The 20,578-nt window shown below is 63.3% G+C and carries 25 protein-coding genes and 1 tRNA gene; 16 read left to right on the forward strand and 10 right to left on the reverse strand.

Features of this window, described 5'->3' with window-relative positions; all coding sequences use genetic code 11:
• Positions 1-12: 12 nt before the first annotated feature.
• Genes CWE16_RS07095 through rplC form a run of 3 tightly spaced genes read right to left on the reverse strand, consistent with a single transcriptional unit; the run spans position 13 to position 1,599 of the window.
• Positions 13-315 carry a 50S ribosomal protein L23 gene (locus CWE16_RS07095; protein WP_131454714.1) on the reverse strand — a complete coding sequence of 101 codons (303 nt, stop codon included), beginning with the start codon at positions 313-315 and terminating at the stop codon, positions 13-15.
• On the reverse strand, positions 308-943 hold the full coding sequence (rplD, locus tag CWE16_RS07100) for a 50S ribosomal protein L4 (RefSeq protein WP_131454713.1): 636 nt from the start codon (positions 941-943) through the stop codon (positions 308-310). Before rplD ends, CWE16_RS07095 begins: the two co-directional genes overlap by 8 nt.
• Positions 943-1,599, reverse strand: a complete 657-nt coding sequence (rplC, locus tag CWE16_RS07105) for a 50S ribosomal protein L3 (RefSeq protein ID WP_131594228.1) — start codon at positions 1,597-1,599, stop codon at positions 943-945. Before rplC ends, rplD begins: the two co-directional genes overlap by 1 nt.
• A gap of 374 nt (positions 1,600-1,973) precedes the next feature.
• On the opposite strand from rplC, the gene CWE16_RS07110 reads away from it, so the two are divergent.
• The 6 genes from CWE16_RS07110 (at position 1,974) to recA (ending at position 7,483) form a co-directional block, all read left to right on the forward strand.
• On the forward strand, positions 1,974-2,435 hold the full coding sequence (locus tag CWE16_RS07110; RefSeq protein WP_131454711.1) for an NAD(P)H-quinone oxidoreductase subunit N: 462 nt from the start codon (positions 1,974-1,976) through the stop codon (positions 2,433-2,435).
• Positions 2,436-2,443: 8 nt separating this feature from the next.
• A complete protein-coding gene (locus CWE16_RS07115; RefSeq protein ID WP_131594230.1) occupies positions 2,444-3,490 on the forward strand; it encodes a Light dependent period protein LdpA domain-containing protein in 1,047 nt (348 codons plus the stop codon).
• A 41-nt stretch (positions 3,491-3,531) separates the two neighbouring features.
• Positions 3,532-5,220: an AAA family ATPase gene (locus CWE16_RS07120; protein WP_131594232.1), complete on the forward strand. Its 1,689-nt coding sequence runs from the start codon at positions 3,532-3,534 to the stop codon at positions 5,218-5,220.
• 118 nt (positions 5,221-5,338) lie between these two features.
• Positions 5,339-5,410 (forward strand) — tRNA-Gln (locus CWE16_RS07125).
• A gap of 16 nt (positions 5,411-5,426) precedes the next feature.
• Positions 5,427-6,200 (forward strand): HAD family hydrolase, encoded by a 774-nt coding sequence (locus CWE16_RS07130; protein WP_131594234.1) that lies wholly within the window; start codon positions 5,427-5,429, stop codon positions 6,198-6,200.
• Between the two features lie 152 nt (positions 6,201-6,352).
• Positions 6,353-7,483: a recombinase RecA gene (recA, locus tag CWE16_RS07135; RefSeq protein ID WP_131454707.1), complete on the forward strand. Its 1,131-nt coding sequence runs from the start codon at positions 6,353-6,355 to the stop codon at positions 7,481-7,483.
• A gap of 36 nt (positions 7,484-7,519) precedes the next feature.
• Here the strand turns inward: recA and CWE16_RS07140 are convergent, their stop codons facing one another.
• Entirely contained in the window at positions 7,520-7,870 is a 351-nt protein-coding gene (locus CWE16_RS07140) for a DUF1815 family protein (RefSeq protein ID WP_131594236.1), read from the reverse strand.
• 217 nt (positions 7,871-8,087) lie between these two features.
• On the opposite strand from CWE16_RS07140, the gene serA reads away from it, so the two are divergent.
• The 4 genes from serA to CWE16_RS07160 all read left to right on the forward strand — a co-directional run bounded on the left by serA (position 8,088) and on the right by CWE16_RS07160 (position 11,524).
• On the forward strand, positions 8,088-9,674 hold the full coding sequence (gene serA / locus CWE16_RS07145; RefSeq protein WP_131594238.1) for a phosphoglycerate dehydrogenase: 1,587 nt from the start codon (positions 8,088-8,090) through the stop codon (positions 9,672-9,674).
• A 13-nt stretch (positions 9,675-9,687) separates the two neighbouring features.
• Positions 9,688-10,602: a 50S ribosomal protein L11 methyltransferase gene (prmA, locus tag CWE16_RS07150; RefSeq protein WP_131594240.1), complete on the forward strand. Its 915-nt coding sequence runs from the start codon at positions 9,688-9,690 to the stop codon at positions 10,600-10,602.
• Between the two features lie 144 nt (positions 10,603-10,746).
• Positions 10,747-11,046, forward strand: a complete 300-nt coding sequence (locus CWE16_RS07155; protein WP_131454703.1) for a ferredoxin — start codon at positions 10,747-10,749, stop codon at positions 11,044-11,046.
• Positions 11,047-11,152: 106 nt separating this feature from the next.
• The gene (locus CWE16_RS07160) at positions 11,153-11,524 is read left to right on the forward strand and encodes a hypothetical protein (RefSeq protein ID WP_131454702.1); all 372 of its coding nucleotides are present in this window, start codon (positions 11,153-11,155) and stop codon (positions 11,522-11,524) included.
• A gap of 61 nt (positions 11,525-11,585) precedes the next feature.
• On the opposite strand, the gene psbV is transcribed toward CWE16_RS07160, so the two are convergent.
• Both psbV and CWE16_RS07170 read right to left on the reverse strand, forming a co-directional pair.
• Positions 11,586-12,098 (reverse strand): photosystem II cytochrome c-550, encoded by a 513-nt coding sequence (gene psbV / locus CWE16_RS07165; protein WP_221625470.1) that lies wholly within the window; start codon positions 12,096-12,098, stop codon positions 11,586-11,588.
• A 111-nt stretch (positions 12,099-12,209) separates the two neighbouring features.
• Complete coding sequence (locus CWE16_RS07170; RefSeq protein WP_131594242.1) at positions 12,210-13,157, reverse strand: ribonuclease Z; 948 nt, start codon at positions 13,155-13,157, stop codon at positions 12,210-12,212.
• Between the two features lie 92 nt (positions 13,158-13,249).
• Here CWE16_RS07170 and CWE16_RS07175 point away from each other — a divergent pair, with 92 nt between their 5' ends.
• Together CWE16_RS07175 and CWE16_RS07180 are read left to right on the forward strand one after the other, a co-directional pair.
• Positions 13,250-14,644, forward strand: coding sequence for a SpoIID/LytB domain-containing protein (locus tag CWE16_RS07175; protein WP_131594244.1), 1,395 nt, complete (start codon positions 13,250-13,252; stop codon positions 14,642-14,644).
• A 68-nt stretch (positions 14,645-14,712) separates the two neighbouring features.
• On the forward strand, positions 14,713-15,480 hold the full coding sequence (locus CWE16_RS07180) for a glucosamine-6-phosphate deaminase (protein WP_131594849.1): 768 nt from the start codon (positions 14,713-14,715) through the stop codon (positions 15,478-15,480).
• Here CWE16_RS07180 and CWE16_RS07185 read toward each other — a convergent pair.
• Both CWE16_RS07185 and truB read right to left on the reverse strand, forming a co-directional pair.
• Complete coding sequence (locus tag CWE16_RS07185; protein WP_131594246.1) at positions 15,428-16,183, reverse strand: YebC/PmpR family DNA-binding transcriptional regulator; 756 nt, start codon at positions 16,181-16,183, stop codon at positions 15,428-15,430. The two genes, CWE16_RS07180 and CWE16_RS07185, sit on opposite strands and share 53 nt — an antisense overlap.
• A 57-nt stretch (positions 16,184-16,240) precedes the next feature.
• Complete coding sequence (gene truB / locus CWE16_RS07190) at positions 16,241-17,116, reverse strand: tRNA pseudouridine(55) synthase TruB (RefSeq protein ID WP_131594248.1); 876 nt, start codon at positions 17,114-17,116, stop codon at positions 16,241-16,243.
• A 79-nt stretch (positions 17,117-17,195) separates the two neighbouring features.
• Here truB and CWE16_RS07195 point away from each other — a divergent pair, with 79 nt between their 5' ends.
• Together CWE16_RS07195 and CWE16_RS07200 are read left to right on the forward strand one after the other, a co-directional pair.
• The gene (locus CWE16_RS07195) at positions 17,196-17,978 is read left to right on the forward strand and encodes a class I SAM-dependent methyltransferase (protein WP_131594250.1); all 783 of its coding nucleotides are present in this window, start codon (positions 17,196-17,198) and stop codon (positions 17,976-17,978) included.
• Positions 17,979-17,997: 19 nt separating this feature from the next.
• Positions 17,998-18,468, forward strand: a complete 471-nt coding sequence (locus tag CWE16_RS07200) for a DUF2127 domain-containing protein (protein ID WP_131594252.1) — start codon at positions 17,998-18,000, stop codon at positions 18,466-18,468.
• Here the strand turns inward: CWE16_RS07200 and rpmA are convergent.
• Both rpmA and rplU read right to left on the reverse strand, forming a co-directional pair.
• Positions 18,446-18,712, reverse strand: a complete 267-nt coding sequence (gene rpmA / locus CWE16_RS07205; RefSeq protein WP_131454694.1) for a 50S ribosomal protein L27 — start codon at positions 18,710-18,712, stop codon at positions 18,446-18,448. The genes CWE16_RS07200 and rpmA overlap by 23 nt on opposite strands.
• A gap of 39 nt (positions 18,713-18,751) precedes the next feature.
• The gene (gene rplU, locus CWE16_RS07210; RefSeq protein ID WP_131454693.1) at positions 18,752-19,102 is read right to left on the reverse strand and encodes a 50S ribosomal protein L21; all 351 of its coding nucleotides are present in this window, start codon (positions 19,100-19,102) and stop codon (positions 18,752-18,754) included.
• A 162-nt stretch (positions 19,103-19,264) separates the two neighbouring features.
• Between rplU and CWE16_RS07215 the strand changes: the two genes are divergently transcribed.
• Together CWE16_RS07215 and kaiB are read left to right on the forward strand one after the other, a co-directional pair.
• Positions 19,265-20,170, forward strand: a complete 906-nt coding sequence (locus CWE16_RS07215) for a circadian clock protein KaiA (protein ID WP_131594254.1) — start codon at positions 19,265-19,267, stop codon at positions 20,168-20,170.
• Complete coding sequence (gene kaiB, locus CWE16_RS07220) at positions 20,167-20,526, forward strand: circadian clock protein KaiB (protein WP_131594256.1); 360 nt, start codon at positions 20,167-20,169, stop codon at positions 20,524-20,526. The genes CWE16_RS07215 and kaiB overlap by 4 nt, the downstream gene beginning before the upstream one ends.
• Positions 20,527-20,578 lie beyond the last annotated feature (52 nt).

Here is a 20,578-nt window from a genome sequence, read left to right on the forward strand (position 1 = left end):
GTTTCAGACCCCTCAGGACTCAGGGAAGAGTTGGATGGAGTTGCCCTCGGCCAGGCGCACCACGGCCTTCTTCACCTGGGCACGCTTGCCGGCGAAGCGACCGACGCGACGGCTGCGCCGCGGCGGGTTCATGGTGCTGATGCCCGTGACCTTGACATCGAAGAGCTGCTCAACGGCAGCCTTGATGTCGGGCTTGGCTGCGCGGTGATCCACCTCAAAGGTGTACTGGTTGAGTTCCAGTGCGCGGGTGGCCTTTTCGGTGATCAGCGGGCGGCGGATCACATCGGCCAGACGTCCGGTGAAGCGCTCAGTCATCGCCGTAGACCTCCTGAATCGTTGCGAGTGCGTCCTCGCCCATCACCAGGGAGTTGGCGTTGAGAAGATCGAAGACGTTGAGTTGATCGGCGGCGATCAGCTTCACCTTCTCCAGGTTGCGCACCGAGCGGCGCACCACCTCAGAGGGGCTGGAAAGGATGATCAGCACCTTGGCTCCATCGGCAATGCCGAGGCGACCGAGCGCATCGGTAATCTCACGGGTTTTCGGTGCTTCCAGAGAGCTGCCGAAATCCTTCACCACCGTGAGGTCTTCGATGCGGGCCATCAGCGCGGTGCGCAAGGCCAGGCGACGCTCCTTGCGGTTCATCGCAAGGTTGTAGCTGCGGGGCTTCGGTCCGAAGACGATGCCGCCACCTGGACGCAGAGGCGTACGGATCGAACCCTGGCGGGCTCGGCCGGTGCCTTTTTGCTTGTAGGGCTTGCGACCGCCACCGCGGACTTCCGCCCGGGTGAGGGTGCTGGCGGTGCCCTGACGGCTGTGGGCCTGCTGACGCAGGACGGCACGGTGCATCAGGTCTAGGGCGGTGGTCTCCTTGGCCACCTTCAGGTCAAGGCTTGCCTTGCCGGCTTCCTTGCCCTGCCAGTCACGAACAACACAGTTGGCCATCACTTACCTCCGTTGGCGGGCTTGTCACCCACACGCTTGGCGGGCCGGATGTTGAGCAGGGAGCCCGGCTTGCCCGGGACGGAACCCTTCACCACCAGCAGATTGCGCTCGCTGTCGATCTTCAGAATCGTGAGCCCACGGGTGGTGATTTTTTTGCCGCCATAGCGGCCGGCCATGCGCTTGCCGGGGTAGATGCGGCCCGGTGTCGTGCCGGCGCCGGTCGAACCCGGTTCGCGGTGGTTCTTGGAACCGTGGGTCATCGGACCGCGGCTGAACCCGTGGCGCTTCTGATAACCGGCGAAACCGCGACCCATGGTGTCGCCGCTCACGTCCACCTTTTGGCCCGCTTCGAAATCACCAACGGTGATGGCACCACCGAGCTCGAGTCCGGCCACGTCATCGACGCGGTACTCGCTCAGGTGGCGCAGCGGATCCTCGCCGGATTTGGCGAGGTGACCCTTAGCGGGCTTGTTGATCAGTTTTTCGCGGGTTTCGCCAAAACCGATCTGCACGGCGGCATAGCCATCCGTGTCATTTGTTTTGAGTTGGGTGATGCGGCAAGGGCCCGCCTCGATCAGGGTGACCGGGACGGCTCTGCCTTGCTCGTCGAAGAGCTGGGACATACCCAGCTTCTTCCCAAGGATGCCGATGGACATGGGGGGTAGAAACGCCAGCGTGGACAACCTCCATCCGAGAAGGAAGGGGGCCTGGGGGCGCTGATCGAAGTAACGCAGTCATGGCCGGGAACGCGTCGCCTGAGGGGACGTGATTCGGAATGGGGCTAGCGAGCGAATCAGCTGGCTGGGACTTGTCCGGAAGTGACCGGTCAGTTTCCCGGCAACGTGCCCGAAGGCAGGGGTTGCACTGGCCTGGGGATCCGGCGCAATCGCCGGACCTGCTCTGTGAACTGGAGGCCCGGCTAGCGGACGGGCACAGAAACACGGAGCAAACAAAAAACTTACACCACGACGGTTCCCCGTCCCCTCAAGCCTCCTCCTGCTGCCAGACTCCCCAAAGCTGTTCTGGGTTCATGCCGCTGCTGCTCTCTGGACGGGGATTCCGCCGCGAGCTCGAGGCTGAGGGCTGCATGGCTGTCCATGCTCCTCTTGAAGGTGGTGCCGAGACGCGTTTGTTGCGTCGTTTGCGGGCAGCTGGCTATCGCACCCACATCACAACGGCGCGTGGCCTGGGTGATCCGGAGGTCTTCCTCTTCCAAAAGCATGGCGTCCGTCCGCCGCACCTCGGTCATCAGAGCGTTGGGCGCGGTGCCGCTGTCGGTGAGGTGCAGGAGGTCATGCCTCTGCTCGGTGAGCGCATGCTGGGCGATCAGCCTGTGGTGCTCTGGTTGCTTGAAGGTCAGGTCCTGTCTCGCTCCGAGCTGCTTTCCCTCTGCGCGCTCTGTCGACGGGAGCCGCGCTTGAAGGTGGTGGTGGAGATGGGTGGTGCCCGAGCTTTGCGTTGGCAGCCCATGACCCGTTTGCTGGGGGCCTGAGCCACCCCATGACCATCGCTGCTGGGGGCGGCGATGCCGGTGAGCGAGCCCTGGCGCAGGGACGCTGGGTCAAGCTCATCTGCGGGGCCAGCAACACGGATTTGCCTTCGATCGCTGATCTGTGTGCGCTCTACGCCGTTGCCGGTGTGCATTGCGTGGATGTGGCTGCTGATCCTGCCGTCGTGCTCGCTGCACGGGAGGGTTTGGCCTGGGCTGAGGATCAGATCGGCAGTCGCCCATGGCTGATGGTGAGCGTCAGCGATGGCAGCGATGCTCATTTCCGTAAGGCCGAATTTGATCCGGGGCGCTGCCCTCCCGATTGCACGCGGCCTTGCGAGCGGGTTTGCCCAGCACTGGCGATTGATCAGTTTGTGGGGGTTCTCCCTGACCGCTGTTATGGCTGTGGTCGCTGTCTGCCCGCCTGTCCTCTAGCCCTGATCACGAGCCGCGATTCGATCATCGGCCGCGACGACCTGGCCGCCCTGCTTCGGGAGCTGCGGCCCGATGCCCTTGAGATCCACACGGCCCCTGGTCGGATCGCTGCCTTTCAGGCCACTCTGGCGCCTGTGATGCAGGCGGAGGTGCCCTTCAAACGCTTGGCTGTCAGCTGTGGGCTGGAAGGCCATGGCCTCACGGTCGACGATCTGGCACGGGAGCTTTGGATGCGCCACGCCGTTCTGCGTGCCTGCGGCCAACGCCCTCTATGGCAACTGGATGGTCGACCCATGTCGGGGGATGTGGGCAGCGGCACGGCCCGAGCCGCTGTGAAGCTGTGGCAGCAGTTGCTCCCGTTCGCTCCCCCCGGCCCGCTGCAGCTGGCCGGTGGCACCAATGAGGCCACAATCACCCAGCTGCCTGAGGGGGTTGACTCAGCACCGGCTGGGGTGGCTTTCGGAGGGAAAGCCCGCACCCTGGTGCAGCCATGGCTCCAGGAGGCGCAGCAGCGAGGGCGGAACTTGCGGGACTGGCCTGAGGGTTGGTCACGAGCACTGGCTAGCGCCCGCGCGCTGATTCGACCCTGGTTGCAGCGTCACACTGGTCCGGAAGCCTGCTAGAAGGCCTTCATGGCTGGGTGAATGGTGGTGGGCCGAGGCGCATGAGCACCGAGCGGATCACTGACGATCTTGATCGCTTGCTGGCTCTGTTGCCGGCTGAGGTGCAGGTTGCTCTGCAGACGGAGTCCTCGCGCGAGCAGTTGCTTGAGGTGGTGCTCGATCTGGGTCGGGTGCCCGAAGCGCGATATCCGGGCCGCTCACTGCCCCTTGGGGAGCGTTGTCTGCTCAGGGACGATCTACAGGCGACGGTGGAGCGGCTTGGTCAGTTCGGTGCTGACAACAGGGCTGGGATTGAACGCACCCTGCACCGCATCAGTGCGATCCGAAACCGTCGCGGCGACGTGGTGGGGCTCACCTGCAGGGTTGGTCGCGCTGTCTTTGGCACCGTGGCGATGGTGCGGGATCTGCTCGACAGCGGTCAGTCCCTCCTGCTGATGGGGCGTCCTGGTGTGGGCAAGACCACGGCCCTTCGGGAGATCGCCAGGGTGCTGGCCGATGAGCTGGAGAAGCGGGTGGTGGTCATCGACACCAGCAACGAGATCGCCGGCGATGGCGACATCCCACATCCTGCGATCGGCCGGGCCCGACGCATGCAGGTGGCCCGTCCTGAGCTTCAGCACCAGGTGATGATCGAAGCCGTGGAGAACCACATGCCCGAGGTCATCGTGATCGATGAGATCGGCACTGAACTGGAAGCGCAGGCGGCCCGCACCATTGCGGAACGGGGGGTGATGCTGGTGGCGACCGCCCACGGCAATGCCCTGGCGAACCTGATTAAAAATCCGACCCTCTGTGATCTGGTGGGCGGCATTGAATCGGTCACCCTTGGAGACGAGGAAGCGCGTCGGCGCCGCAGTCAGAAAACGGTGTTGGAGCGGGCGGCCGAGCCCACCTTTCCCCTGGCCGTTGAGATGCATAGCCGGCATCGCTGGGCGGTGCATGCCGATGTCGGTCGCACGGTGGATCTCCTGCTGCGGGGGCAGACCCCTCGGCCAGAAGAGCGGGAGCTCTCTTCTGATGGATCCGTTCGCCGATGCGATCCATTGCCTGACAAGGGCACCGGCCTTGCGGTGCGGCTTCGGCCACCTCGGGACCTTCGGGAGCCGCCACGGCTCGCCATGGTGCCGATGCCTGATCCCAGTCACGTCTCGGACCAACGGCAGCCCGCACTGGGTTCGGAACCAGCCTCAGACGCAGCCCACGAAGCAGCCCACGAAGCAGCCCACAAAGCTGCCTCGACGCCGGATGTTCTTCAGGTGATCTGCTGTGGTCTCACCCCCCGACTGGTGGAGGAGGCCAGTCGTCGCCATCGCTGGCCCGTGCGGCTTGTGGACGATCTATCTGCGGCTGATGTGGTTCTCAGTGTTCGGCAAGGGCTGGGCCGTCAACCAGACCTGCGCCGCCAGGCCCGGGAGGCGCGGGTGCCGATTCTGGTGATCAAGGCCGACACCCTGCCTCAGGTGGAGCGGGCCCTCGAGCGGTTGCTCTCGCGCCGGCTTGCTCATGAAGCCCCCGCCTTGCCTGATGATCAGGCGGATGCGTTCGCCGCATTGGAGGAGTGTCGCCTGGCGGTCGAGCAGGTGGTTGTGCCCCAGGGGCGTCCGGTGGAACTCTTGCCTCGTAACGAGGAAGTTCGGCGCATGCAGGCCGATCTCATCGCTCGTTACCGCCTCCGTAGCGATGTGTTCGGCCAGGCGGATCAACAGCGACTGCGGGTGTTTCCGCCCTGATGACGGTCCCCTCAGCGTGCTTTTGCGGAAGGAATGGATTGACGAAGGTCACTCCGCTGTGGGTAACTATTCAAACGCCGTTCAGAGCTGCCGCGGGTAGCCACTGATTCGGAGTCAATGGGCCGTCGCCAAGTGGTAAGGCAGCGGGTTTTGGTCCCGCCATTCCTAGGTTCGAATCCTAGCGGCCCAGTTTTTCCGGTTCGATCGTGTCCAACTCTCCGTTGTTGGTCTTCGATTTCGATGGCGTGATCATCGATGGCATGGAGGAGTACTGGTGGGCGGCCAGGCAAGCCTCCATTCGTCTGATCGGCCCCGCCGCTGAAGCAGCGCTCCCTGTTGAGTTGCCCGCCCTGTTTCGCTCCAGTCGTCCCTGGGTTCATCACGGTTGGGAGATGGTCCTCCTCGCCGCTGAGCTGATGGATGCGGAGAGTCCCTTGCGGCTCCTCGGTGCCCCCCAGGACACTGCTGACTATCTCCGTAGAACCGAGCGGTCGCTCGAGGCCCGAGGCTGGCAGCCCGCTGTGCTTCAGCAGGCGCTGGAGCAGGTGCGACGGGAGGCTGTCGCCAAGGACAGGACCTCCTGGTTGGCGTTGCATCGCCCGTTCCCTGGTGTGGTTGACCGACTTCGCCGTTTTCAGTCGGAGGGGGTCGCTTGGTCAGTGCTCACGACCAAGGGCCGTGCCTTTGCCGCAGAGCTCCTTGACGCTCTCGATCTCCAGCCTGCTTTGCTGCATGGCCATGAAGATGGCAGTAAGCCGGAGGTGCTGCTCCAGCTGCGTGCCGTTCGCCGACTGCGAGGGTTCATCGAGGATCGCCGCGCCACCCTCGAAGCTGTGCATCGCACCCCCGGGCTGGACGATCTTCCCTGCTACCTGGTCAGCTGGGGATACCTGAAGCCCCAGGATCGCCATGGGTTGCCGGATGGAGTGCATTGGCTTGAGCCGGAGCTGTTTGCGTCCCCCTTGGCGAGCTGGCCCTGATTCGTTAACGTACATCTGTACTACATGGGACAGATGGCGTTTAGCAGGGCACTGAATGGTCTGTCCGGCGTCGGTCGTCCCGGTCGCAGCGCTTTCTGTGCTGTCCCGGCCCGTGGTCGTCAGCGCCCGTCAGCCCCTTACCGTTTCCATCCATGCCAGTCGACGTGAAATCCTCCCCGACCCCCGGTCCCGACTCTCGCCCCGGAGAGAGAGACAAAGCCCTCAATCTGGTGCTTGGCCAAATTGAGCGAAATTTCGGCAAGGGTTCGATCATGCGTCTGGGAGATGCCTCCCGGATGCGGGTCGAAACGATCCCCACCGGCGCACTCACCCTCGATCTCGCCCTTGGTGGTGGCTATCCGAAAGGACGGGTGGTCGAGGTCTACGGGCCGGAAAGCTCGGGTAAGACCACGCTGACCCTCCATGCGATTGCCGAGGTGCAGCGCCGCGGCGGTGTGGCGGCTTTTGTGGATGCGGAGCACGCTCTGGATCCGGTCTATGCAGCGTCTCTGGGCGTTGATATCGAGAATCTGCTGGTCTCTCAGCCGGATACCGGTGAGATGGCCCTAGAGATCGTCGATCAGCTCGTCCGCTCCGCCGCCGTCGATATCGTCGTCGTCGACTCCGTCGCCGCCCTGACGCCTCGGGCGGAGATCGAAGGGGAGATGGGTGATCTGGCTGTCGGCAGTCAGGCCAGGCTGATGAGCCAGGCGATGCGCAAGATCACCGGCAACATCGGCAAGTCCGGTTGCACGGTGATTTTCCTCAACCAGTTGCGCCTCAAGATCGGTGTCACCTACGGGAACCCTGAAACCACCACCGGTGGTAATGCTCTGAAGTTCTATGCCTCGGTGCGTTTGGATATTCGTCGTATCCAAACGCTCAAGCGCGGCACCGAGGAGTACGGCATCCGGGCCAAGGTCAAGGTGGCGAAGAACAAGGTCGCTCCTCCATTCCGCATCGCCGAGTTCGACATCCTGTTTGGCCGCGGCATCAGCACCCTGGGCTGCTTGCTCGATCTGGCCGAAGAGACCGGCGTGGTGACCCGTAAGGGTGCTTGGTACAGCTACGAGGGCGACAACATAGGTCAGGGGCGTGACAACACCATCACCTGGCTTGAGCAGAACCCTGAGGCGAAGGATGCCATTGAGGTGCTTGTCCGTCAGAAGCTTACGGAGGGATCTGAGGTGACGGCCAACTCGATGCGCCCTCTTGCTGCTGCAGCCAGGAGTGCTTCGGCTGCTCCTAAGGCCTCCGCGACGGACGACAGCTCGGCAGCTTGATCGATCAGCGGGGGAGCGTCGGCTCCCCCCGTCTGCTCATCGCTGGGCTGTCTTGACCGTCTCGCGAACGGACTCCTCAGTCGGCTGCTGCAGGAACTGTGTCACCCTCTGGAGCTCCTGGATGGCCTCAGCGCCTTCGAGTTTCACTAGTTCGCGACCATTGCGGGATTCCACCCAACTAATCCCGAAATCAGAGACCAGAAAACGCACCATGTGCTGGTCTCCCAGTTGGGCCACAAACGAGGCCCCATGGTCATCCCGACCGTCATCACAGACGTAGCAGGTGGCCGTGACTCCACGCTTCTTGAGGCTGGTGGCCAGAGCCTGGAGGCTCATCACCAGGTCCTTGACCACCGATCGATATTGCTGAGCAAGGCGAGGAAACATGGCGACCACCAACCTGTCCCAACAATCTTAAATGTTTTCTTCAGGTTTCGCTGGAGGCGCTGTGTCCCGGGCTGCTGACGAAAGTCTGTGCGGAGGGTTGGACGAAACCGCTGCTTCGGCGTGATGCTCCTGGGCGAAGCCGTGCAGCGGTCCGCTGGGCAACAAGGGCATCGCGGGTCGCTCTCTACAGTGGCCCACGGCTCTCTCCTGCCGGTTGATGACGAAAGTTCTGGTTTCCGATCCCATTGATCAGGCAGGGATCGACATCCTTGGTCAGGTGGCCCAGGTTGATCAGCGCACCGGGCTTAGCGCTGAAGAACTCAAGGCGATTATTGGTGACTACGACGCCCTGATGATCCGCTCAGGCACCCAGGTGACCGCGGATGTGATCGCGGCCGCCGATCGTCTACGCATCATTGGCCGTGCCGGCGTTGGTGTTGACAACGTCGATGTGCCGGCCGCCACCCAGCGAGGGGTGCTGGTGGTGAACTCGCCGGAGGGCAACACCATTGCCGCAGCGGAGCACGCTCTGGCCCTGCTGCTTTCCCTGTCTCGCCACGTACCCCAGGCCCATGCCTCGATGCGCCATGGCGCTTGGGACCGCAAGAAATACGTTGGCAACGAGCTCTACAAAAAAACGCTCGGTGTTGTCGGTCTGGGCAAGATCGGCTCCCATGTGGCCCGCGTGGCCAAGGCGATGGGGATGGATGTGATCGCTTACGACCCGTTCATCTCCGCCGACCGCGCCCAGCAGATGCAGGTGCGCCTCACCCAGCTGGATGAGCTGTTTCGCAGCGCGGACTACATCACCCTGCATATCCCCCGGACTCCGGACACTGAGAACCTCGTCAACGCCGAGCTGCTACGCAGCATGAAGTCCACCGCTCGCATCGTGAACTGCGCTCGTGGCGGCATCGTGGATGAGTCGGCCCTGGCCGAAGCGATCGACAACGGAGTGATTGCCGGAGCCGGTTTGGATGTCTTTGCCAGCGAGCCTCTCGCCGCTGACTCCCCTCTCCGGTCTGTGGAGCGAGGGCTGGTGCTGACGCCTCACCTGGGGGCATCCACCGAGGAGGCCCAGGAAAACGTGGCGATCGATGTGGCGGAGCAGATCCGTGATGTGCTGCTGGGGCTCCCGGCTCGCAGCGCCGTGAACATTCCCGGTCTGAGTGCCGAAATCATGGAGCGGCTTAAGCCCCATTTGCAGTTGGCGGAAACGCTGGGCCTGCTGGTCAGCCAGCTCTCAGGAGGGCAGGTTCAGGAGCTGGAGGTGCGGCTTCAAGGTGAGTTCGCTGAGCATCCTTCTCAGCCTCTCGTGGTTGCCGCTTTGAAGGGGCTTCTCTCGAGTGCCCTCGGCGATCGCATCAACTATGTGAATGCGGCGCTGGAGGCCAAGAGCCGGGGCATTCACGTTCTGGAGGTGAAGGACGATGCCAGCCGCGATTTTGCCGGTGGATCCCTTCAGCTCACCACCCGAGGCGGGCAGGGTGGCCACAGCGTGACCGGTGCCGTGTTTGCCGACGGTGATCTGAGGGTCACCAGCATTGATGAATTCCCGGTCAATGTGCCTCCGAGCCGTCACATGCTCTTCACCAGGCATCGGGATATGCCTGGAATCATTGGCCATCTCGGATCCCTGCTCGGCGAGCACAACGTGAATATCGCTTCCATGCAAGTGGGGCGCCGGATCGTGCGCGGTGATGCGGTGATGGTGCTCAGCATCGATGATCCGATCCCTCCCAGCCTTCTGGCCACCATTCATGCCATCAATGGCATTCAGGAAGCCCATCCCGTGACGCTCTAAGCGCAATCAACCCATGACAGGCTCCGCTCCTTTGCGCTGGTGGCGACTTTCGTTGCCACTGGCGCCTGAACTGGAGGAGTCACTCCTCTGGAAGCTCGACAGTCTCGGTCTGCATCGTCTGTCTGTGGAACATGCGCCGGAAACCCCCGATCGGCGCACCCTTCAGCTTTGGCTGCCGGCGCCGGAATGGCCCCTGGACGAGCGCGCTGCACTCATCGCTGCCCTGGAGCCTCTGGCTTCCACCTTCGGCCTTGCCCTCCCTCAGCCGAGTTGGATTGAGCTCGACGATGAGGACTGGAGTCTCACCTGGAAGCAGCACTGGGAGCCCGATCCTGTGGGCCGTGGCTTGCTGATCCTGCCTGCTTGGCTTGAGGTGCCCCCGGAGCACGCCGATCGCCTCGTGCTGCGGATGGACCCAGGGAGTGCTTTTGGGACGGGCAGTCATCCCACCACCAGACTCTGCCTCGAAGCGCTGGAGGAGCAGCCCCCCCTGGGTTTGAGGGTGGCGGATCTCGGTTGTGGCAGCGGCATCCTGGGGCTCGCAGCCCTGGGCTTGGGCGCTGAGGCGGTGTTGGCGGTGGACACGGACAGCCTGGCCGTCAGGGCCACCAGCGATAACGCCAGCCTGAGCGGAGCGCTGGCTGAACGGCTGGAGGTCCGTCAGGGGTCGGTGGAAACCCTTGAGCAGCTGCTGGAGGGGCAGCCAGCTGACTTGCTGCTTTGCAACATCCTGGCGCCTGTGATCGAAGCCCTGGCTCCCCGTTTTCAGTCCGTTCTGCGTCCGCAAGGTCGAGCGCTGCTGAGTGGCCTTCTGGTGGATCAGGCGGCACGGTTGACGGCGGTGCTGGACGATCTGGGCTGGCAGGTGACCGCTCAGACGGCCCAGGGGCGCTGGGGGTTGCTTGAGATCCGTCGACGCGCTGCCTAATAAGCCAGCCTTATCTGTTGGTCGCCGTTTGATTGGCCTTGGCGGAAATGCTTCAAGGAAGCGCCTGTCATTGGCCCAAGCCGATGTAGATAAGTGCGGTCCTGCGGATTCGATCTTTTCGGATCTTGCACACTCCAACCATCCATGGCTTCCTACAAGGTCACTCTGATCAGCGAGAGCGAAGGTCTGAACAAGACCATCGAGGTGCCCGACGATCAGTACATCCTCGACGCCGCTGAAGAGCAGGGCATCGATCTCCCCTATTCCTGCCGTGCAGGCGCTTGCTCCACCTGCGCAGGCAAGATCACCGCTGGCACCGTGGATCAGTCCGACCAGAGCTTCCTGGACGACGATCAGATCGAAGCCGGTTTCGTGCTGACCTGCGTGGCCTACCCCACCTCCGACTGCACCATCAAGACCCACGCCGAGGAAGAGCTCTACTGAGTTCGACCCTGCGATCGTTCGCCTTCCGAACGACTGTCCATCAGCCACCCCAAGGGGTGGCTTTTTGCTGGCAGCGTGTCAGCGTTTTCAAAGCCCCGGTCGTTGGATGACAGAGCTGCTTGAGCACGGCACGGTGCACACGAGCCCGGGGGGGCAATACAGCTTCCGGGTCATTGGCCCCTGCTGCCGTTTGTTTGACCGTGAAGAGCTTCCCTGGCCCTGCTGTCGCCTCGTCTGGCGCAGCAAGGAGCCCAGCTGGCGTCGGGTCGGCCGCCGCTTTGTGCCCGATCTTGCGGCCCGTCGCTGCCCCTCTTATGCCGTGGAGCTCTTGCAGCCCGGTTCCCGCCCGACGGCCACCGTCTTGACCCTCTTCTCCGTGCGGTTTAGTTCCGAGCTTCAGGAGTGGTGGTACAGCCGCCATCCACGCTCCCTCGATCCTGCCAATCTCTACCCGGCTCCAGCGGCGACAGAAGCATGAAAAAACCGCCCCCTAGGGGGCGGTTCAACGACATCTCCTGGATGCCCGGTGATCGTTCGGATCAGAAGTAGATCTTGCCGCCGCCCCACTGGTTCCCTTGCACTTTCGGGGCCACCAGGATGTAGCCCGCCATCAGGCGCAGGTCCTCATCGGTCAGGTCGCGCATCTGAACGAAGAGGTCGCTGCTGCGCATGCTGGGATGCACGTCAGCGATGCTGTACTCACCGTCGTAGGACGTGGGGTCCTTCATGTAATCCACCAGGGCGTCGACGTTGTCGCGTGCCGGGGTGGCGAGGGCCAGGGTCTCGGGATCAAGACCAACGTTGTGGTTGGTCTTGGTAATGCCACCGGCGTGGCAGGTGCCGCAGCTGGTGTTGAAGACTTTGCGGCCGGACTTGATCTCCTGTTCGCTGAACGTCACCAGATCGCCGTTGGCATCGGCGGGAACGGTGAGCGTTTCGGCATCCCACTGGGCTGCCAGAACCGGAGAGCTGAAGGCGAGACCGATCAGCACGGGCAGCACGAGCAGCAGCCGGCTCAGGGACCGTCGCAGGGAATTGAAAAGAGAGGCCATGGAGGACGCCAGGATCTGACGGGTACACCGCACCAGGTTCTTGTATCACGGGGGGGAGGCCATCCGCCCGGCTCAGAGCGCAGCTGATCATGAACTGTTGCAGCCGAGCCCTCAATTCGTCGGGTTCACCTCGAGGGTGAGGAAGTCTTTGGCCAGGGTGGTCTCGGGAAAAATCGCCTGCGCCTCAGCGAGCAGGTCATCCGCGGTGATGGCATTCCCTGGTGCGTAACGGGGGCTCAGATGGGTGAGCACAAGCTGCTTCACACCTGCTTCGGCAGCCGTTTGGGCGGCCATCGTGCTGGTGGAGTGCTGCCGCTGGAAGGCCATCTCCGCTTCGCTGTGGGCGAAGGTCGCCTCATGGATGAGCAGGTCGGCGCCGCGGGCGAGCTCCACAGCCGCTTCGCTGAAGACGGTGTCGGTGCAATAAACCATGCTCACTCCGGGGCGATCCGGACCGCAGAGGGTGCGCCCGTCGATGCAGCGACCGTCCTCCAGGGTGACGGTCTCACCCCGTTTGAGGGCCGCGTAGATCGGACCAGGGGGGATCTTCAATGCCTTGGCTTGATCCACATCGAATCGACCGGCGCGGGGTTTCTGTTCGATCCGATAGGCGTAAGCCGGTACCCGGTGGTTGAGGGGGGTCGCTCGAACCAGGATGTCGTCATCCTCGAGCACCAAGGTTCCCGCTTCGGCCGCCTCCTTCACACGATGCACCGCGAGTGGATATCCGATCCGGGTGGAGCTGGTGCGCAGCACTCCTTGCAGATACGCCTCCAGGGGATCGGGGCCATAGAGATCCACCCCAGAGCTGCTGCCGGCCAATCCCAGGCTGGCAAGCAGTCCTGGCAGTCCGAAGACATGGTCCCCATGCATATGGGTGACAAACACCCGCCGCAGTTGTGACAGCCTCAGGTCGCTGCGTAGGAACTGGTGCTGCGTGCCCTCGCCGCAGTCGAACAGCCAGAGCTCTGAACGCTGGGGGAGCCGCAGGGCGACGGCGGAAACATTGCGGGCCCGGGTGGGAACACCGGAACTTGTCCCGAGGAAGGTGACCTGCACGGTCTGTTGCTCTCAACCTGCTGGTCTCCTTCATTAAACCTGGCACCCCCCTGGATGGCTGCGCCCTTGCGCGGCACACTGGGCTGCCTTGGATGCCTTTGGTTGTGGTCAGGCTGCAGCCTCTTGTCTCCCTTGGCTTGTCGTCGCTCGGGCTTTCCTCAGGCCTGCTGCTCCTGGGGGGCACTCACCAAGCGGTGGTGGCGGCCAGGGAGCCTGACATTCGCGTGTTGCTGCAGGAGAGCGAGCAGATCTCCCTGCGGGCTGATGCTGATCGCCCCTTCCGGTTAACCGGGCCGGATCTGGACCGCATCGACCTGACGCGTTTACAGATCGAGCTCAGTTCTGGAGGACTCAGCCTGGTGATGGAGGAAGCCGGTGCCCCGGCGGATCGACCGATGCGACGACGGCTTCCCACCTCCGCCCAGCTCCGTCTTGAAACGGACGATCCCCGCGGTCTCTGGCTGGGGAAGCGGCGCTATGGGGGCAGCTTGCGGCTTTTGGTTCACAAGGGCCGGATTGCGGTGGTGAATCACCTGGGGATTGAGGACTATCTCCCCAGTGTTGTGGGCAGTGAAATGCCCCAGGAGTGGCCGATGGCAGCCCTGCAGGCGCAGGCTGTTGCCGCTCGCACCTACGCCCTGCGTCAGCGGGGGCGAGCTGGGCTGTTTGATGTGCAGGCGACTGTGGCCAGCCAGGTGTATCGAGGGTTGGAATCGCAAACACCCCGCACGGTGGAGGCGGTGCAAAGCACCCGCTCGCTGGTGTTGGTGCATGCCGGCCAGTTGATCAATGCCGTTTTTCACAGCAGTTCCGGTGGTGCCACCGAAGCCAGTGGCGAGGTCTGGCGCTCCCAGCTGCCCTATCTGGTGAGTGTTCCCGATCACGATCAGCAGAGCCCGGTGCATCGCTGGGAGACGCGTTTCGATGCAGACCAGCTCCGCCGTGCGTTTCGAGAGACCGGTGGCGTGGAGCACCTGGAGGTTCTGGAAAGCAGCACGACAGGACGGGTGCGGGCGCTACGGGTGCGTGGCCCGGTGGGGGTGCTTCGGATCAGTGGCAGCGAACTGCGGCAGCGCCTGGGGCTGAAGAGCACGATGGTGGAGTTCAACTGGCTGGCTGCTGGGGAGGTGGAGGGGGCACCCTTACCCTCGACGCCCCCCTCGCAGTTGTCTTCCCGCTGGGTTGGGTTTCTGGTGGATCCCGATGGTGATGGGATCTCCGAGCAGCTGTCGCCCCCTCCTCCCCTCCCGCAGCAGCTGCGTCTGCGTCGTCGTCGTCCTCAGCCGGTGCTGGAAGTTCGCGGTCGTGGCTACGGCCACGGTGTGGGCATGAGTCAGTGGGGGGCGCGGGCGCTGGCGGAGCAGGGGGCTGAATTTCGGCAGATCTTGCAGCACTACTACCAAGGTGTGGAGATTCGGCCCTTCCGCCCCAGTGACGATCCGGCGGTGGCACGCCTACCTCAAGTCGAGCCAGCCTGGAGGGGCTGATCACGTCGCGCTGCCCCGTGCCCATGGATCCTTTCAGGCTCATCACCCGGTCGGATTCAGCCCTCTTGATGGAGGACTTGGTGGATCACTGGGAGCAGCGGCTGCGGGAGCGTCTGGCTGAGCCCGCTCCGCAGCCCATGGGGCTGGCCACAGGTCGAACCATGGACCCCTTTTATCGGCTGTTGGTGCAGCGCCTGCGCTCGTGGCCCCAGAAGGATTTCGAGCGGTTGCGGCAGGGCTGGCTCAGCTTCAACCTTGATGAATACGTCGGTCTGACTGCTGCTGCAGAGACCAGTTTTGCCGCCACCATGCGGCGGCACCTGGGAGAGCCACTGGCACTCCGAAGCGATCAGCTCCGCTTGCCGGATGGGGCGGCGTCTGATCCTGAGGCGGAGGCCGAGCGTTACGCCAGTGCGCTGCAGATGGCTGGGGGCCTAGGGATTCAGCTGCTCGGTCTCGGCATCAATGGCCATGTGGGGTTCAATGAGCCCCCCTGCAGCGATGCGGTGCGCTGTCGGGTTGTGCAGCTGAGTGATGCCACCCGTCGCCAGAACGCGGAGGACTTCGCCACTGATCCGCGGGGGGTTCCCCTGCAGGCGATCACCATCGGGCTGGGCGAGATCCTGGCGGCCGGCGAGGTGCATCTGGTGGTGACCGGTGCGGCCAAGGCCGCCATCCTGCAGAAGGTGCTCTGTGCAGAGCCCACGCCGGCGGTGCCGGCGAGCTGGTTGCGGCAGCATCCCCGTCTCTGGGTATGGGCTGACGCTGAGGCCTTGGCGCTGGTCAGAGCGACAGCGATGCCTGAAGCGCCTCAGGAAGTTCCAGGTTTGTACTGACGCTGCTGACGTCATCAAGATTGTCCAGGACCTCCAGCAGCTTCAGGCACTGTCTGGCGGTGTCCTCATCGTCCACAGGAGCAGCGGTGAGGGGATGCCAGCAGTGCTCCCACTCGAGCACGGTCCAGCCCTGATCCCGTAGCCCATCCTGCAGGGCCTCGAGACTTTCGAAGCCGCCGTGGACCACCGCCTGGTTCTCTCCCTCCAGCTGGTAGCCCTCAGCATCGAGTTCGAGGAGTGCCTCGAGGAGCGTCTCTTCCGACAGCGTGTCTGCCTGGATGCGCACGTCGCTGCGGTGGTCGAAGAGATAGCTGACGCAGCCCGACTCCCCGAGGTTGCCGCCGTTCTTGCTGAAGGCCAGGCGCAGGTCGGCGGCGGTGCGGTTGCGGTTGTCCGTGAGCGCCTCCACCAGCACAGCCACACCTCCTGGGGCATAGCCCTCGTAGCGGATGGCTTCCAGCTGGTTCGCCGCTCCTCCCTGGCCCGATCCCTTGGCGATCGCCCGTTCGATGTTGGCGGCAGGCACTCCTGCGGTCTTGGCCTTGGCGATCGCAGTGCGCAGCTGGAAGTTGCCAGCTGGATCAGCGCCGCTGCGGGCAGCCACTGTGATTTCGCGACCGATGCGGGTGAAAACGGCACCGCGCTTGGCATCCACCACTGCTTTGGTGCGTTTGATCTGGGCCCATTTGCTGTGGCCGGCCATCGCTTGCCTGTTTGCGTGTTCCCTGGCTGTGCAGGGTACCGAGCCCATGGCGTGAACTCATCCCCGGGCGTCGAAGACCACCTTTGGGCGAAGGCTTCCCGGTTCCTCGTGCAAACCGAGACCGATCATGCGGCCCTCGCCATCGAGGACGACCACCGGTCCTGCGCTCACCTCGGGTTGGAGGCTGAGGCGCCGTCCACAGCGCCAGTCTTCCACCTCCGACTCGGAGGCGATCCGCTGCGGTCGATCGGCCAGGGGCTGCTGAGGTGGGATCAGCTCGGCAGTCCACTCCCCATCCGCTAAAGGAACCGCTTGTTCGATTCGAAATCCCATGGCCTGCACCCGACGCAGGCTTGCCAGGCATCCACCGCAACCCAGTCGCTCGCCAAGGTCACGGGCGAGGGAGCGGATGTAGGTACCGGCGGAGCAGTGCACCTCCAGCTCCAGAACGCCGCATGCGGAATCCCAACGCAACAGTTCCAGACGGTGGATCGTGACCGGTCGGGGCGGCAGATCCATCCACTCACCTCGGCGGGCCCTGGCATGGGCGCGCTCCCCATCGACATGCACGGCGGACACCTGAGGCGGGCGCTGATCAATGGCCCCCCTGAAGTTCTCAAGCTGAACGTCTAGCTCAGGGATGCTGAGCTGGGGCCAGGGCTGATCCTCCAGGAGCTCTCCTTCCAGGTCATCCGTCGTGGTGCGTCGTCCCAGCTGGATCGATCCGCGGTAAGTCTTCTCTCCAGCGAGGTAGGGCAACAGCCGGGTGGCTTGTCCGACGGCGATTGGTAGGACCCCGGTCACCGCTGGATCGAGGGTGCCGCCATGGCCGACCCGGCGGGTTCCCAGCTGGCGACGCAGGCGGGAAACGCAGGCATGGGAGGTGAGTCCCGCCGGCTTGTCAATCACCACAAACCCAAGGGGGCCTTCCACGCCAACCTGCTCGACGGCACGTCAATGAATGTGGCATCCAGGCCCGGCGTTTAGGTTGCTCCCACCAGATCCATTGCCCATGCAGCCGGTCAGCAGAGCTCCCTCGATCGATGTGGCTGCTTTTCTTGCCGACGGCTTTGATCTACGCCGCCATCTCGCTCGTCAGCTCAACTGCTCGGTGGAGGAGTTGGAAGCCCGTCTGCCCGTTGGTAAGGACGATCTCGCAGCCCTCCATCCCGGGGCCTTCCAGCCAGAGGATGCAGCCTCTTTTTATGAAGACACCGTCGGCACGGGCCATCTGCTGGAGCTGGCCGCCTGGCACCTGAGCAGCGCCGATTACATCGCCGATACCCTCCGGCTCCAGCAGCAGTTTGCCCGCGGTCGGGTGCTGGATTTCGGTGGTGGCATCGGCACCCATGCCCTTGCTGCGGCAGCCCTGCCGCAGGTTGATCACGTCTGGTTCGTGGATCTCAATCCCCACAACCGGGCGTTTGTTGCAGCCCGTGCGGCCTCCCTTGGGCTCGCCGATCGCCTGTCGGTGCACCGTGCCCTCAGCGACTGCACCGCCCAGGATGGCGACCCATCGCGTTCAGGGCCGCTGCAATTCGACACGGTTGTCTGCCTTGATGTTTTGGAGCATCTGCCGGATCCTTCCGCTCAATTGCTGGAGTTTCACGGGCTGATGGCGCCCGGCGCCACCGCACTGCTCAATTGGTATTTCTTCAAGGGGCATGAAGGCGAATATCCCTTCCACTTCGATGATCCACAGCTGGTGGAGCGTTTCTTCCGCACCCTGCAGTCTCGTTTTATCGAGGTGTTTCACCCTTGGCTGATCACAACGAGGGCTTACCGTCCGGCCTGAGTTCCTCCAACGATCCAGGATGCAACGCCCATCCGGCTCAGGTCAGTGGCTGCTCCGTCTGATCGTGATCAAAAAAGTTCTGATTGCCTTGCTCCTCTTGCTGGTGAGCATGGCTGCCCTGGCGGGCAGTCGAGAGTTTGATCAGATCTCCCATTTCGCTGAGATCTGGGGAGCCTCCAACCGTGAGCTGCTTGTGCAAGCGGCCGATCAGGCCCTAATGCTCGGTCCGACACGGTTGGGACGGCTGGCCGTTGTGAGTGGCTTTTACGCCGCCTTGATCCTGCTGGCTGCATGGGCCACCTGGGTGGGGCGACATTGGGGCGAATGGCTGCTGGTGGCCGTGTTCGTGATGGCCTTGCCCCTAGAAATCAGGCATGTGATGCATGAGCCAAACCCCAGAACCGTGTTGGTCCTGGGGCTCACGCTGGTCGGTCTGCTGCTGACTCTGCGTCAGGCAACCGCTGGATTCAGTTGGCGGCAGCGACGCTGATGCGCTTGCGGTTGCGCAGGCCGCGACGGATGGTCTCGAAGGTCACGATGCCATCGGTGAGGGCGAAGAGGGTGTCGTCCTTGCCCTGACCCACGTTGAGGCCGGGGAGCACGGAGGTGCCGCGCTGACGGATCAGGATCGAGCCAGCCGTGACGGTTTCGCCGCCATAGGCCTTGACTCCAAGACGCTTGGAATTGGAGTCGCGGCCGTTACGAGTGGAGCCTGTGCCTTTCTTATGTGCCATGGGGAAGTCGGAATGTGGTTCGGGCGTTGATGGGATCGGTCAGCTGATGGCCTTGCCGCCAACGGAGATGGACTGGACCATCACCCGGGTGAGCTCCTGCCTGTGACCATTCTTGCGACGGGTCTTCTTCTTGGGGCGCATCTTGTAAACGATCACCTTGGGGCCGCGGCGATGGTCCATCACCTTGAGCTCCACGGAGGCGTTCTTCACATAGGGCTGGCCAAGGGTTGTGCCCTTGGAATCCTTCACGAGTAGAACGTTCTCGAGGGTGACGGTGTCGTCCACCGCAGCTTGAAGCCGGTCCAGATCGTAATAACGATTGGGCTGCAGCCAGAACTGCTGGCCGGAGGCCTCGACAATCGCGTAGGTCTCGTTGCTGGGGTCTGCCATGGGCTGGAAGTGACGCGGCCAGGCTCGATGTCCAACGGTCCCCATTGTTGGGAAAGATCGGACGTCGATTGGGCCTGTACCGCAATCGAAAGACAAACAAAGATACTCGCCCTTCGAAGCGCTCTTCGTCAAGATTCAGCATATGGACCCCTGTTCCGCTGGATGACCGGCCCGGCCCTCACCATTGCTCTGCTGCTGAGGACGCCCAAGCTGATTGAGGCCAGCCGCCAGTGGTTGCCGGAGAATCGCTACACGCCGGTGGATCTTGGCCTCGATGGCGGAGACGTCGATGTGGAGTCGGTGCTGGAGAGGCAGCGAGAAGCCGTCGATGCGGTGGTGATCGAACAGTCGCTGCTCACCGGTGAGGTGCGCGAATCACTGCTCCGGGCGGGATTGCTGTTCCCCGCCGTGGTGGTGGGCGAGGTGATGGGCCACGTGGATTACCACCCGGAAGAGGTGCATCTGCCGGTCGATCAGCTTGAGCAGCTCGGTTACAACGTTGATGCCGCCATTTCCCGGTTTCTGCGCCAGGGCCAGAAGGATGACCGCCAGGGTGGTGGTGCCGTTGATGTCGAAGGTGGCGAAGCGGTGGAGGCCAGTGCCTGGCGTCTGTCCAGTCGACTTCAGGAGCGGCTCGGTTACCTGGGTGTGTTCTACAAGCGGGATCCTTCCCGCTTTCTGAGCCATCTCCCCCCGGATGAACAGGCGGAACTGCTCAAGTCGCTGCAGCGCACCTACAGGGATCTGCTGCTCAGCTACTTCCGCGATCCGGCGGCAGCGAACCAGGCCCTAGAGAGCTTTGTGAACACGGCCTTTTTCGGTGATCTGCCGATCACCCGCGCCGTGGAGATTCATATGAACCTCATTGACGACTTCTGGAAGCAGCTCAGACTTGAAGGGCACAAAAACGATTTCCTTCAGGACTATCGACTGGCCCTCCTGGACGTGATGGCGCACCTCTGTGAGATGTATCGACGTTCGATCCCTCCAGATGTGCCCCTTGTTTCCACGGCAGCCCTCCAGCGCAAGGACACAGTTGTTGCCACCGATCGGGAGGTGTCGCCATGAGCCCACGCAAGACCTACATCCTCAAGCTCTACGTCGCCGGGAACACGCCCAATTCCATGCGGGCGCTCAAAACCCTGCGCAACATCCTTGAGACCGAGTTTCAGGGGGTTTATGCCCTCAAAGTGATTGATGTGCTCAAGAATCCGCAGCTCGCGGAAGAGGACAAGATCCTGGCCACGCCAACGCTGTCCAAGATCCTGCCTCCTCCGGTTCGACGGATCATCGGTGACCTCTCCGACCGCGAACGGGTGCTGATCGGGCTGGACCTGCTCTATGACGAACTCACCGACAGCGGGCTGACCTCCACGTTCATGGATGCGTTGGAAGATGCCGACACAGACAGCACAGATTCTTAAGCGGGGCTGTGTTGATGCGGGTGAACCGCTGAAATCTCTTTAGCGTTCCAAC

This window comes from Synechococcus sp. BS55D, from assembly GCF_004332415.1.
Lineage (GTDB): Bacteria > Cyanobacteriota > Cyanobacteriia > PCC-6307 > Cyanobiaceae > Synechococcus_C.